At 56.0% G+C, this 12,591-nt stretch carries 16 protein-coding genes and 1 pseudogene; 7 read left to right on the plus strand and 10 right to left on the minus strand.

Annotated elements, in window-relative coordinates; all coding sequences use genetic code 11:
• Positions 1–24: 24 nt before the first annotated feature.
• Together IAE27_RS04555 and IAE27_RS04560 are read right to left on the minus strand one after the other, a co-directional pair.
• Positions 25–315, minus strand: a complete 291-nt coding sequence (locus IAE27_RS04555; RefSeq protein ID WP_026055937.1) for a hypothetical protein — start codon at positions 313–315, stop codon at positions 25–27.
• Positions 316–508: 193 nt separating this feature from the next.
• Positions 509–1,699 carry an MFS transporter gene (locus tag IAE27_RS04560; protein ID WP_108703851.1) on the minus strand — a complete coding sequence of 397 codons (1,191 nt, stop codon included), beginning with the start codon at positions 1,697–1,699 and terminating at the stop codon, positions 509–511.
• Positions 1,700–1,894: 195 nt separating this feature from the next.
• On the opposite strand from IAE27_RS04560, the gene IAE27_RS04565 reads away from it, so the two are divergent.
• Together IAE27_RS04565 and IAE27_RS04570 are read left to right on the plus strand one after the other, a co-directional pair.
• On the plus strand, positions 1,895–2,341 hold the full coding sequence (locus IAE27_RS04565) for a glyoxalase (RefSeq protein WP_200092019.1): 447 nt from the start codon (positions 1,895–1,897) through the stop codon (positions 2,339–2,341).
• 57 nt (positions 2,342–2,398) lie between these two features.
• On the plus strand, positions 2,399–2,617 hold the full coding sequence (locus IAE27_RS04570) for a hypothetical protein (protein ID WP_004113236.1): 219 nt from the start codon (positions 2,399–2,401) through the stop codon (positions 2,615–2,617).
• A gap of 3 nt (positions 2,618–2,620) precedes the next feature.
• Here IAE27_RS04570 and IAE27_RS04575 read toward each other — a convergent pair whose 3' ends face one another.
• Entirely contained in the window at positions 2,621–3,010 is a 390-nt protein-coding gene (locus tag IAE27_RS04575) for a VOC family protein (protein ID WP_070557655.1), read from the minus strand.
• A 198-nt stretch (positions 3,011–3,208) separates the two neighbouring features.
• Here IAE27_RS04575 and IAE27_RS04580 point away from each other — a divergent pair, with 198 nt between their 5' ends.
• The 3 genes from IAE27_RS04580 to IAE27_RS04590 all read left to right on the plus strand — a co-directional run bounded on the left by IAE27_RS04580 (position 3,209) and on the right by IAE27_RS04590 (position 5,935).
• Entirely contained in the window at positions 3,209–3,853 is a 645-nt protein-coding gene (locus IAE27_RS04580; RefSeq protein WP_200092021.1) for a DUF6058 family natural product biosynthesis protein, read from the plus strand.
• 65 nt (positions 3,854–3,918) lie between these two features.
• On the plus strand, positions 3,919–4,539 hold the full coding sequence (locus tag IAE27_RS04585) for a LysE family translocator (protein ID WP_108703849.1): 621 nt from the start codon (positions 3,919–3,921) through the stop codon (positions 4,537–4,539).
• A 208-nt stretch (positions 4,540–4,747) separates the two neighbouring features.
• On the plus strand, positions 4,748–5,935 hold the full coding sequence (locus IAE27_RS04590; protein ID WP_108703848.1) for a YbfB/YjiJ family MFS transporter: 1,188 nt from the start codon (positions 4,748–4,750) through the stop codon (positions 5,933–5,935).
• On the opposite strand, the gene IAE27_RS04595 is transcribed toward IAE27_RS04590, so the two are convergent.
• Entirely contained in the window at positions 5,918–6,754 is an 837-nt protein-coding gene (locus IAE27_RS04595) for a LysR family transcriptional regulator (RefSeq protein WP_004102273.1), read from the minus strand. The genes IAE27_RS04590 and IAE27_RS04595 overlap by 18 nt on opposite strands.
• A 91-nt stretch (positions 6,755–6,845) precedes the next feature.
• On the opposite strand from IAE27_RS04595, the gene IAE27_RS04600 reads away from it, so the two are divergent.
• Entirely contained in the window at positions 6,846–7,892 is a 1,047-nt protein-coding gene (locus tag IAE27_RS04600; RefSeq protein ID WP_108703847.1) for an NAD(P)H-dependent flavin oxidoreductase, read from the plus strand.
• A gap of 31 nt (positions 7,893–7,923) precedes the next feature.
• Here the strand turns inward: IAE27_RS04600 and IAE27_RS04605 are convergent.
• The 4 genes and pseudogenes from IAE27_RS04605 to IAE27_RS04620 form a co-directional block, all read right to left on the minus strand.
• Positions 7,924–8,581: pseudogene (locus IAE27_RS04605) on the minus strand (methionine ABC transporter permease).
• Positions 8,578–9,369 (minus strand): methionine ABC transporter ATP-binding protein, encoded by a 792-nt coding sequence (locus IAE27_RS04610; RefSeq protein WP_004113226.1) that lies wholly within the window; start codon positions 9,367–9,369, stop codon positions 8,578–8,580. Before IAE27_RS04610 ends, IAE27_RS04605 begins: the two are co-directional and overlap by 4 nt.
• Complete coding sequence (locus IAE27_RS04615; protein ID WP_004134110.1) at positions 9,366–10,172, minus strand: MetQ/NlpA family ABC transporter substrate-binding protein; 807 nt, start codon at positions 10,170–10,172, stop codon at positions 9,366–9,368. The genes IAE27_RS04610 and IAE27_RS04615 overlap by 4 nt, the downstream gene beginning before the upstream one ends.
• Before the next feature lie 29 nt (positions 10,173–10,201).
• Positions 10,202–11,230 carry an isopenicillin N synthase family dioxygenase gene (locus IAE27_RS04620; protein WP_016807426.1) on the minus strand — a complete coding sequence of 343 codons (1,029 nt, stop codon included), beginning with the start codon at positions 11,228–11,230 and terminating at the stop codon, positions 10,202–10,204.
• A 271-nt stretch (positions 11,231–11,501) separates the two neighbouring features.
• On the opposite strand from IAE27_RS04620, the gene IAE27_RS04625 reads away from it, so the two are divergent.
• On the plus strand, positions 11,502–11,777 hold the full coding sequence (locus IAE27_RS04625) for a VF530 family DNA-binding protein (RefSeq protein ID WP_004102267.1): 276 nt from the start codon (positions 11,502–11,504) through the stop codon (positions 11,775–11,777).
• Positions 11,778–11,818: 41 nt separating this feature from the next.
• Here IAE27_RS04625 and IAE27_RS04630 read toward each other — a convergent pair whose 3' ends face one another.
• Together IAE27_RS04630 and IAE27_RS04635 are read right to left on the minus strand one after the other, a co-directional pair.
• The gene (locus IAE27_RS04630; RefSeq protein WP_004113223.1) at positions 11,819–12,007 is read right to left on the minus strand and encodes a hypothetical protein; all 189 of its coding nucleotides are present in this window, start codon (positions 12,005–12,007) and stop codon (positions 11,819–11,821) included.
• Positions 12,008–12,078: 71 nt separating this feature from the next.
• Positions 12,079–12,288 (minus strand): YdgH/BhsA/McbA-like domain containing protein, encoded by a 210-nt coding sequence (locus tag IAE27_RS04635; RefSeq protein ID WP_070557651.1) that lies wholly within the window; start codon positions 12,286–12,288, stop codon positions 12,079–12,081.
• Between the last annotated feature and the right edge of the window lie 303 nt (positions 12,289–12,591).

A 12,591-nucleotide genomic window follows, 5' to 3' on the forward strand; every position in this document is an offset into this window, starting at 1 on the left:
CAGTCGGCGTTTTTGAGACGTGAATCAGTCGGCGTTTTTGAGATCGGACGCGCGTTTGGCGGTGGCGTAGACAAAGTCCAGCATCGGCTCGAGGTCGGTATCGTAGCCGGCCTGAATGATTTTGCCCCGCAGCCATTCGATCTCACTGGTGATATCCGGGTGGAAGATATTGTTGTCCTGCGCTTTGCGTAGCCACTTGAGCAGGAAATTATTTTTCCCGCGGATACCGCCCGATTTCTTCGATTTTGCGTGTATTTTCAGCGCCACCAGAATGCAGTAATAGAAATGAACGCGCTGATTAAAACTTTGGTGCATGTCTTTTATTCCCGCCAGAATCAGGTTGCGGCCGGGCATGGACCTTAAACATGCGGTCTCTGATATTCACCCGTGCCACCATCGCGCCGCTTGCCGGGCGCCGGGGCGATGGTGGCACGGAAGCCGAATTGCAGTCAAATATTGATTATTTTTTTACCCATATTTGCGTCAGGGGTCGCGCGAAGAGTATTCCTCAGGTTCGCGGCAGAGCAGCGCGTTGTTGCAGGTAAATGCGCAAAACCAGGATAAATGCCAGCGCGACCACCGCTGCGGCCAACAAATAAATAGTCTCCAGCTCGTAGTAGCCTGCCACCCAGCCGGCTAGCGGTCCGGTTAATCCCAGCGCCAGATCGAGAAAAGCCGAATAGGTGCCCAGCGCGGTGCCCTGATTCTGCTCTTCAACCTGTTTTACCGCTTCCACGCCAAGCGCCGGGAAGATCAGCGAAAAGCCCGAGCCGGTGAGAAAGGCGCCAATACCCGCTATCCATGCCGAGGAGGCATACCAGATGATCAGCAGGCCGAGACATTCGATCGCAAAACAGATTAACGATACCGGCACGCCGCCGTAGCGGGTAATGGTGTTACCTAAAATCAGGCGAATGCAGATAAAACCGATGCTGAATAGCGACAGGGTAAACGCCGCGCCTTGCCAGCCATGAGCCGAAAAGTAGAGGGTAATAAAGGTCGCGATAACCCCAAAACCGACGGTACCCAGCGCCAGCCCCATCCCATAGGGCCAGATTTTGCGTACCACCACGTGAAACGGTGCCCGGATTCCCGCCGTCACGCTGACGTCCTGGCGCGAACGGGCATAGAGCAGGCCAACCGCCGCAGCCAGCACCACGACGGCTGCAAATCCGCTGATGCCAAAATAGCCGTTGAGCATGACGCCCAGCGGGGCGCCAACCGCCATCGCCACGTAGGTTGCCACGCCGTTCCAGGAGATCACGCGCGACGTGTGGATCGCGCCCACGGTTTTGATCCCCCACAGGGTCGCGCCGGTGGCAGTGAAGCTTTCCCCGACGCCGAGGAAAATTCGCCCCACCAACAGCGCGGCAACCGCCAGCGGCGGCGCAGATTGCAGCAAGACCGCGAGCAGGGTGAAGAGCCCGCTGAGCAGACAGCAAATAATCCCCAGGCTGACGACTTTTTTCGGCCCCCAGATATCGGTATAGCGGCCCGCATGCGGGCGGCTGAGCAAGGTTGAAATGTACTGGAGGCTGATAACCACGCCGGCGATAAAGGTGCTATAGCCAAGCTGATAATGGATATAGCCGGGCAGCACGGCGAGCGGCAAACCGATGGAGAGATAGCAGATACAGGTAAAGACAACGATAGAAATAATACGCAGATTAAGCTGGGTGGTGCTGACGGATGTGGCCATAACGCTAAGTACTGGAAACCAAAGGGAGACTAAGCATAGCGCAGCGTCGTCGGGCGCGACGAGCAGACCATGCGCTTTTTCAATGATTCAGGCAAACTCACTAAAAATAGTAATGAGAGAAGAGCAATCTGGGCAAGTCGTGCGCAGCAGAGTATAAAATTTGTTAACGCATCATGGATATTGACAGGAGAGGGTATGGAATACGATTTAGACGGTATGGATGTTCTTTTTGTCGCGGGCTTTGGACCGATCACCCAATCAACGCCAGCCAGCAGGGAATTTTATGTGGCGGCGCTGGGCCTGCCGCTCAAACCGATGCCCGGCAACGAAGAGTATTTGCTGACCGAACAGCATGCCCTCGATGGGGTAAAACATTTTGCGCTGTGGCCGCTGGCTCAGGCGGCGCGCTCCTGTTTTGACTCGGATCTCTGGCCGGACTATCTGCCGGTGCCGCAGGCGTGGGTGGAGTTTGAAGTGCGCGATATCGACACCGCCACCTACGCGCTGAAGGCAAGAGGCTATCGTCTGCTGGTGGATAATCGCGTGGAGCCCTGGGGACAGACCGTCACGCGGTTGCTGAGCCCGGAAGGGCTGTTGGCAGGGATTACCGTAACCCCGTGGCTGCGCGAGGGCAAAGCATGAAAGCCAAATGGAATGTATTAGCCGCCCATCAACTTCGCCGATCAGCAGGGTGATGGAATGTTGATTTATGACGTATTCGGACGCCACATTGGCGTCCAGCGTCGGGACGGGCGATGGTTACTCTTCCGCGTCGATCTCAACGAACGGAAATATTCGCCGCTGCATGGGGTTATCATCCCGGATGACCTCACGGAAGCAGAAATTCCCGGCTGGCTGGGCGATATTTTTCATGAAGCCGCAAGCCCGCGCCATCCTGACGTCCGGCTGATGGAGTAGCGGCTACCGCCAGCTTCTGTTTTGCACCACCACCCGGTAACCGTCGCTGTCGACAAAGGTTTTGCCGTGCACATTCCAGTACGGATTAAACGCGCTGACCGGTGTAAAGCCGGCGGTCAGCATTCTCTCGCACCGTTCCTGCCATTCGGCGGTGTGTGGATAATAGAGCACCAGCAAATCTTCCTCGCTCGGGGAGGGCTTCACCGGGTGATGGTGACAGAGGGTGAACTCAAGATGCCAGCCGAGATCGCCGCGTCCGATCATGACACCGCTGAAGCCAGCGTGATCGGCAAACTGCGCGATCTGCTCCAGCCCAAGGCCCGTGCAGTACATGCTGCTGCTCAAAGAAAGGTCGGTGACCGGCCGGGCGATGCGCATAGCGTTCAGAGTCATAAGAACCTGTATTAATAAAAGGTGGTCGGGTGACTGTATCCGTTTTTACGCCGATCGTTTGTCGTGGAGAGCTTTTTCTTGAACTCTCCAGCTGTGTTCAACCACCATACTTCGTTAAACAGCGAAGTATTCAGCGGTAAACATCTTAAAATTTGAAGCGCGTGGTTATTAATATATCTTTTCCGGGAAAGAATTTTCATGAGCGAAAATTATTTAAATGAATTTTATATTAACGAAGAAAAGCTTGTCAAAAAGATGGGCGTCACCATCGAAACTCTCAGGGGCTGGCAGGATGAAAAGATATTTCCGAAGCCATCCTATGTTACCGAGACAGAGACGACTATAAGCTCGTTTTTTGGTCAACATCGGTACAGGAAAATAACAAAATGGTACCCTGACCAATTGGATGAATGGGGCTTTTTTATTAAAAATCATCATTTTTCGAAAGACTTGATTGAAATGGATTTTAAGAATAGATACATGAATACCATTATTGGGTTACGGTCAATAGGTGTTTACGATTCTATCTATGAAGATATTTGTTCAAAAGAAATGATATTGAACGAAGTCTGGGGGCACTTTCTCGATGGGATATATGGTATTTGTACTAAAAATTGTACCCCAGAACAAATTGCCACCAAGGATGTAGCGACTTATTTTATCAATGTGCTAACCGACCAGCAAAAGAAAATAATGATTGCGGAAAACGATAAAGCAAAACTGGTCATTGCCCTGGATCTCCTTGATAGCGTTACGTCATTTTTTGCGCCTCACGAAAGACATCAATGCAGCAGAAATCAATGTATTAATGCGGTGAGAAAAAAGTATCTTTGCTTGGGATAAAAGATATTTTTGGGGTTGTCTGAGAGGCGTGTTTTATCTAGAATCTTCGCTTTCGGAGAGAGAAAATGTCCGTTGCAGATTCCCTGTTTGCTTACTCTTTTGCTGCCCTGCTGCTCACCCTTACCCCAGGCCTGGATACCGCGCTAATTTTACGAACCGCGACCATTGAAGGCGGAAAAAAAGCCTTTCAGGCGGCGTTGGGTATTGATACGGGATGTTTTATCTGGGGAGCTGCAGTCGCCTTCGGTCTCGGGGCGCTGCTGGCGGCATCGGAACTGGCGTATGACCTGCTCAAATGGTGCGGGGCCGTCTATTTATGCTGGCTGGGCATTCAGTTAATTCTCAAGCCGCGTCGTCATTTGGTTCATCAGGACAGGGCGGCGGCCCCGGCAAGTAACTGGTTTGTAAAAGGGATGATGGGGAATGTGCTCAATCCGAAAATGGGGATCTTTTACGTCTCTTTCCTGCCGCAGTTTATTCCGGCAGGGCACTCGCCCATCGCCTGGACGTTCCTGCTGGTCGCCATTCATGTGGCGATCGGCACAATCTGGTCATTAACGCTGATTGTGACCAGCCGCTCTGCCGCTCGGCTATTAAAAACGCCGCTGTTCATTCGGTGGATGGATCGCGCGACCGGCGGCCTCTTTATGCTGTTTGCTGCCAGGTTGGCTTTTAGCCACCGCTAAATCCTGCCGGGCAGGGATGCCCAGCTTCTCGCTCCCACATTTCGTTGCTCACCGAAGCATCCACCGACCTTTGCCGTAAATTTCTTCTCCTGGAGGCCGCGCGTTGTCGCGTGGCGTTGCTTGCGCGTCGGGTTAACCGCAATCATAATGAAAAGAGAATAATATTAAAAATTATTCTCTTTTTGAGAATAATAATGGAGGGGAGTGGGTGAACGTTTTTCAACTCAGGCCGGAGTGGAAGGCCTTTCTGCTGGCGCTGGCCGGATCGGTGGTACTGATCGTCGGTATGGGCTATGGCCGGTTTGCCTATACCGGGATCCTGCCGCTGATGCTTAATGAACAGGTACTGACGCTACGCGAAGGTAATCTCGCCGCTTCGGCAAACTATGCCGGTTATCTGGCGGGGGCGCTGCTGCTGGCGAAAGCCAGACCCACGGACGCCAGATGGCTAAGCCTGCTTTCCGCGCTATTGACGCTACTGTGCCTGGCTTTACTGGCGGTTTTAGTTTCTCCACTGGCGATTATCGCGGTTCGCGGTATTGCCGGATTATTAAGCGCGGTGACGCTGATTGCCGCCTCACTCTGGCTGCTCCAGCATATGAAGCACCCAAACGGTGCGCCGGTGCTTTTTTCGGGCGTCGGAATGGGCATATTTTTGTCGGCGGAATTTATCTCCCTGGGGAAGGCGCTGGCGCTCTCCAGCCAGCAGATCTGGCTGATGTGTGCGCTAAGCGCCGGCGTGCTTTTTATCCTCGCGCTGCGTCTATTGCTGAGCCCCGCAGACTACCTTATCGCTTATCAACCCGCAGCAACCGCACAGCATGAGCAGGCCGAGGGGCCGGTGCGCGAGGCATGGAAACTGCTGCTGATTTATGGCCTGGCCGGCTTCGGCTACATTATTACCGCCACCTATCTCCCGCTGTTTCTCAGCGGTTCGCTGAACGCTATCGATCCGGTGCAGATCTGGGCCATCTTCGGTCTTGCCGCCGTCCCCTCCTGTTTTCTCTGGCATCGGCTGGTCATCAGGCTTGGCTACCGCCGCGCGTTTACCCTTAATTTGCTGATCCAGGCCGTTGGCGTGATCCTTCCGGCGTGGAGCCATACGTTGCCGTTTTGCATATTGAGCGCGCTGCTGGTGGGGTGCACCTTTTTGGGCACCGTGACCATCGCGCTGTCCCAGGGGCGGCGGCTGAATCATCTGGTTTCGTTCAATATGATTGCCGCTATGACCGCAACCTACGGCATCGGGCAAATTGTCGGCCCGCTGGTTGCTGGGGCGCTGTATGACCGCAGCGGGTCGTTTAATCCTTCGCTCAGCGCGGCGGCTATAGCGCTGCTGGCTGCCGCTGCGCTGGTGGCAGCGGGGGCGCGGCGAGCCTCAAAGGTCGGAGGCTGATTCAAGGAGTTGGCGCATCTTCTCAAGGGCCGGGGAGGCGTAGCCTTTGCGCCAGATAAGCTGGGTGATCGCCTGGCCAACCGGTTGCAGCTGGCTGGCTTCGGGCAGCGTCAGAGTCTCAAGCACGCTCTGCGGCACGATGCCGGCATAGCCGCCGGAGGCAACGCAGGCGAGCATCGCGTGGTAGGAGCCGACATCCTGGATCTCGATCTCCGCCTCCTCTGATTGCGCCAGAAACGCTTCCCCCATCGCCCGGTAGGTACAACCCTCCGCAAAGGCGGCAAAACGAAAAGGTTGCGGGTGAGCCTGAAGCACCAGCATCAACTGTTCTTGAAAGATCGGGACAAATTCCAGGTCGTCAGGCGGAGGCGCTCCCTGCGGCAGACTCACCAGCGCGCAATCGAGCTCGGCGTCCAGTACTTGTTGAGCAAGTTGCCGGGTTGGCTGGGTCTTAAGGGTCAGTTTGACCTCCGGGCACTGAGCATGAAAGCGGGGAAGCAGCTGCGGCAGGCGGCTTGCGGCGGTGGCGTCCATCGCCCCCATGCGCAGATTACCGCCCGGCGTCGCCGGGTGCAGCGCCTGTCTGGCCTCCTCGGCCAGGCTGAGGATTCTCAGCGCGTAGCCCAAAAAATGCTCGCCGGCGGGGGACAGAAGCATCCTTTTATTGCCGCGAGCAAACAGCTCAACGCCCAGCTCCTCTTCCAACTGGTGAATGCGGGTGGTGATATTGGACTGCGCCCGTCCCAACAGTTTTGCCGCGCGAGTCACGCTGCGCTCTTCCGCCACCGTTTTAAAAATCTCTAATGTGGTGTGGTTCATATTTTTATTCTTAAATTGAAAATAATGTTGATCTTATCATCTCTAAAAGAGATTTTAATGGCCCGAATGCACAAATTTAACAGGGCAAACCATGAAAAACCGGCTGACGCAGCAGCTTGATATTGATTATCCCATTATTCAGGCGCCGATGGCTGGCGTGTCGACGCCGGAACTGGCGGCAGCGGTCAGCGGCGCCGGCGCGCTCGGCTCGCTGGGGCTGGGGTCGTCAACCATAGAGCAGGCTGAGGCGCTGATTAACCAGACCCGTCGCTTAACCAGCCGTCCGTTTAACGTCAACCTGTTTTGCCACGCACCAGCGGTAAGGGATCGGCAGCGTGAAGCCGGGTGGCTGGCTCGGCTGCGCCCGGAATTTGCCCGCTTCGCCAGCCATCCGCCGGAGACGCTGGCGGAAATCTACCTCAGTTTTAATCAGCAGCCGCGAATGGCCGAGCTGCTGCTCGATCTTGCCCCGGCGGCGGTGAGCTTCCATTTTGGCGTGCCGGATCGTGAAACGCTTCGCCGACTGCGGGATAAGGGTATCGTTACCCTGGCGAGTGCGACCAGCGTGGCAGAGGCGCTGCTGGCCGAGGCGCGGGGAGTCGATATGGTGGTTGCCCAGGGCTATGAGGCTGGCGGCCATCGCGGCATCTTTGACCCCCTGGGGCCAGACGGACATATGAGCACCTTTACCCTGATTCAGGCGATGAGACGGCATACTGATCTACCGATTATTGCGGCAGGCGGCATCATGGACGGCGCAGGAATCAACTGCGTAATGAACCTGGGCGCAGACGGCGCGCAGCTGGGAACGGCGTTTCTGCTCTGCCCGGAATCGTCCACGGATGCCGGCTATCGTGAGGCCATCAAAGGCGCGCCTGACGGGCAAACGGTTTTAACCTCGGCGATCTCCGGACGTCCGGCAAGATGTCTGGTTAACGGCTGGCGTGAAATAAACGATCCGCATCTCGTTCCGGCTTATCCCGTAGCTTATGATGCCGGTAAAGCGCTGGCATCGGCGGCAAAAGCGCAGGGAAATCGTCAATTCGGCGCCCACTGGGCCGGACAGGGCGTTAGCCTGATTCGCGAGCTGCCGGCAGCGGAGCTGATACGAAAGCTGGTGAGCGAAAGCGGGTTTTAATCGCGGATGGCGCGCGGCCATCCGCTCATCGTTAACGGCGGTGGGCGAGGCCGCGAACCAGACGGTCGCCGGCCATCTGCACCCCCTGTACCAGCGCGACCAGAATGAGCACCGTGCCGACCATCACCTCGTTATTAAAGCGCTGATAGCCGTAACGGATAGCCAGATCGCCCAGTCCGCCGCCGCCAATCACGCCCGCCATCGAAGAGAAGCCGATCAGCATGACGATGGTCAGCGTGATGCCTGCCAGCAGGGTCGGCAGCGCTTCCGGCAGCAGCGATTTAAAGATGACGTGCCAGATATTGCCGCCCATCGATAAAATCGCCTCGATACGCCCGTAGTCCACTTCATCCAGCGCATTTTCAGTCAGCCGCGCAGAACGGAAAGGCGCCAATGGTGACCGGAACCACCGCGGCGGTACTGCCGAGGGTGGTGCCGATAATCAACCGGGTGAACGGAATCAGCGCGATCAGCAGCACGATAAATGGCAGCGAACGACCAAAGTTGATAATCGCGCCCAGGATGGCGTTGAGCTTCGGCATCGGCGCCAGCCCGTTGCGGCGTGAAACAAACAGCAGCACGCCGGTTGGCAGCCCGAGCAGCACGGTAAACAGCGCCGCCAGGCCGACCATATAAACGGTATCCACCGTGCCCTGAAACAACAGCGGCCAGAGATCTTCCCAACTCATGCTACTCCGCATAAAGGCCTCCCGTGTAAACCGTGGCGAGCGAGGAAGTCCCGCTCCGCCTGCGGGTCGTGCAGCAGCGACTGCCTTAGCCGCGACCATGGCGCCACCAGCAAATCGGCAATTCTGCCGCTTTCAATAATCTCACCGTGCTCCAGCAGCGCCGCGTGGTCGCAGAGGGTTTTCACCACTTCCAGCTCGTGAGTGATCAGCACGATGGTGAGGTTCAGCTTCTGATTGATGTCCGCCAGCAGGTTGAGCACCGAGGCCGTGGTCTCGGGGTCAAGGGCGCTGGTGGCCTCATCGCACAGCAGCACATCCGGCCGTGCGGCCAGCGCGCGGGCGATCCCCACGCGCTGCTTTTGCCCGCCGGAAAGCTGAGACGGGAAGGCGGCGGCTTTATCCGCCAGCCCGACCAGCTCCAGCAGTTCCGCCACGCGAGCCTGGCGGGCCGCTTTCGGCACTTTGGCTATCTCCAGCGGCACCGCGACGTTGTCAGCGACGCTGCGGGCGTGAAGTAAATTAAAGTGCTGGAAGATCATGCCGGTGCGCAGCCGGTATTCGCGCAGCGCGCTTTTATCCATCCGGGTAATATCATTCCCGTTCACAATAATGCGGCCCGCCGTGGGCCGCTCCAGCAAATTCAGGCAGCGTATCAGCGTACTTTTGCCCGCACCGCTGCGGCCAAGGATGCCGTAAACGGCACCGCCCGGCACATGCAGAGAGACATCGTTTAGCGCCGGTCGGCCTGTTCCGGCATAGGTTTTACTCAGCCCGACAATCTCAATCATGACTGAGGGGCAACCGGGATCACCGAGCCGTTATACTGCTTACGAATAAATTCAGCGACCTGCGGCGAGGTGAGGTCTTTGGCCAGCGCCTTGATGCGCGGATCGTTCGCCAGCGCCGGCGTTGTCACCAGAATATTAGCGTACGGGTTGTTGGTGGCGCTCTCCAGACCCAGCGCATCTTTGGCCGGTACCAGCCCGGCTTCCAGCGCGTAGTTGCCGTTTATCACCGCCAGGTCAACGTCATCCAGCGACCGCGGGATCTGCGGGGATTCAATCTCAAGGATTTTCAGGTGCTTCGGGTTTTCCACGATATCTTTCGGCGTTGCCAGGGTGGTCGCCGGGTCGGTGAATTTTGCCGCCAGCTTAATCAAACCCTGATTTTGCAGCAGGAATAGCGCGCGGCTCAGGTTAGTGGTGTTATTCGGGACCGCCACGGTGGCGTTCTCGGGCAGCGATTTAAAATCTTTATGCTTGCGCGAATAGATCCCCAGCGGCTCAATATGGACGGTCGCCGCGACGGCGAAGGTTTTGCCCAGCGCTTTTTCCTGATCTTTCAGATAGGGGACGTGCTGGAAGTAGTTGGCGTCGACGTCGCCGTTAGCCAACAGCTCGTTGGCGTTTACGCCGCTGGTGAGTTCGACGATTTTCAGGTCGAGGCTGGGATCGATTTTTTTAATATAATTAAGAATTTCGGCGTGCGGCACCGGGTCGGCGGCGACGCGCAGCGCGGCGGCCTGAGCGGAAGTCCAGGCCAGAGAGAGAGACAGTGCAACCCCTGCCAGTTTAAATGCGGCATATTTCATCATCTTATTCCTTGTGTTTGTTGTTATGTTTAAACGATCAATTGCTCGGCGCGTTCGCGAAAAACATCCTGGTAGTAGCGCTCGGCGACATCAGGATGCGAGCGCAGACGCCCTTTCAGGTAATTCCAGCCCACCTCGCGCAGCAGCGGGTTTTGCGGGTCGCTATCCGGTCCGAGGGCTTCGCGGGCCAGCTCATCGGGCAGGGTGTAGACGGGGACCACGGCATCCAGCTGGGCACCGAGGAAGAAAGCGATCGACAGCCGCTGCTGGTCGGCGGGCGGCGAAACGACCCGGTGCACCGTTGCCCGCAGATAGCCGTTGGTCGCCAGCTCCAGCAGCTCGCCGATATTCACCACAAAGCTGCCCGCCAGCGGGGTCGCGTCAATCCAGCGGTCAGGAGAGACTTCGACCTGCAATCCTTTCTGCTCATCCTGCAGCAGGAAGCTGAGAAAGCCGGAGTCCTTATGCGCGCCAACGCCCTGGGCGCTCTGGGTCTCCTGCTGGCCGGGATAGCGGATCAGCTTGATATGTTCATTGGGCTTATCACCATACAGGCCATCGAAGGCATCCTGCGGCAGGCGCAGCGCTTCGGCGAAGGCGCGCAGCAGGGTGATCCCAACCTGGGTCATTTCCCGTTGCCAGGTCAGTAATGTGGGTTTGAGCGAGGGCAACGCCTCTGGCCAGAGATTCGGCCCCTGCAGACGCTGCCAGCGCGGGGCGCGTTCGCTAAGCTGCAGGGCCGGGCGCTCGGCGCCGATATCGAACTGCTCGCGCCAGTCGGGTTGACCGCGGGTTAATTCAGACGCGGCGCGGTTGTAGCCGCGAAAATGCGGAGAGTGAATCATTGCCACCCTCTGCTTTTGATCGTCGGGCAGGGCAAAAAAGGCGCGGGATTGCTGCTGCACGGCCTGCTGCAGCGACTCATCAACGCCGTGGTTGATCAGATAAAAGAAGCCGATATCGCGGGCGGCGTGGCGCAGGTCGGCGAGAAACGCCGCTTTTTCAGCGGGGTCCGCGTAGCGGGCAAGATCCAGTATCGGTAAGGTTGTCGCGTTCATTGTCTTCTCCGAAGGCGGTATTCAGATGTTTTCGTCGATTCAGGTTCAGGGTTCGGGGACAACAACAGCGCATGATCGATTCCTCAGTCGGGTGGTTGAGGCCAGCTTGCCTTAAGCGAAAATATTCAACCAATAACGTTCTTTTCTAATTTATGACCGTGGAGGGTTCTGTGCTTTTGCGAATTCTGGATAAGGGGCGATAAGGCAGGTTGCGTATAGCGTCGGGAGACAGTATGGTGAGCAAAATTTTTAAATCAGGTAACAAGACGCAATGCAGCATCCAAACGATCCTCTGCACGGCATCACGCTGGAGGCGCTGTTAAACGCGCTGGTCGCGCAATATGGCTGGGCCGAACTGGCGAAACGCATCAACATTAACTGCTTTAAAAGCGATCCGAGCATTAAATCGAGTCTGAAGTTTTTACGCCGCACGCCGTGGGCGCGCAAAGAAGTGGAAGCGCTGTATATCGATTCGCTGTCCGATACCGATACGGCAAAAGCGGAAGCGCCGGCGGATAATCCGTGGGCACACTGGCAGAAAAAGTAAGGCGCGCAGCGGATAATTCCGCGCGCGCCCTGTGCTGTGTTTTACTGAAGATTGCCTGCGGTCAGGCTCTCTTTATCAAAGGCATGGCTGACATCAATATGATTCTGCTGCACAGATGTATCGATATTTGAACCTGCCTCCGGGCGCGCAAAGCTATTCTCTGCGGCCATCGCGCCGGACGAAAGGGTAGCGGCTAACAGCAGTGCGGTGACTACGCCGATATTTTTCATATTTTGTTCCTTATTTCATCGTGTTGTCGCTGTCGCCTGTGTCTTCCGGCGGCCCGGCAATGTTTCAAATTTTATTTCGTCAGCTCAGCGGTCATATGCACGCGGTTATTGAACTGAGCGCTGGTGATTTTGTAAGACGCGCCTTGCTCTGCGGCCTGAGCGGCAATTTTGGCTTCTGCGCGGTCCAGTGTGGAAGCGCTGGCGCTAATGCTCTGCGCAAAAGTACCGAAAGAGATCATCGAGAGTGCGGCAACTACAACGAAAGTTTTGATGGATTTGATGGTCGTATTCCTTAAGCGTTTTGTTAGTGTTGGAGCGTTGTTGCCCCGATGTGATAAATGATAGGACGGCGACGAGATGATTAAAATCGAAACAATTTGTTCTCATTGTTCAATAAATCTGAATAAAAATTATCGGTTAACGCTATCCTGTTTTGCTAATAAAGTTTGATTACAATCCAGCCTCATTGTCATAACAAATATATAAAAAGTTATTTTTTGACTTTCGATAGATGATTTTCTTGTTTGCTATCATCTGAACGGCGGCAATATAGTTTTTGTACAGCAATAATTGCCGGTGTGCGG

It is taken from the genome of Klebsiella sp. S69 (genome assembly GCF_016516145.1).
GTDB lineage: Bacteria > Pseudomonadota > Gammaproteobacteria > Enterobacterales > Enterobacteriaceae > Klebsiella > Klebsiella oxytoca.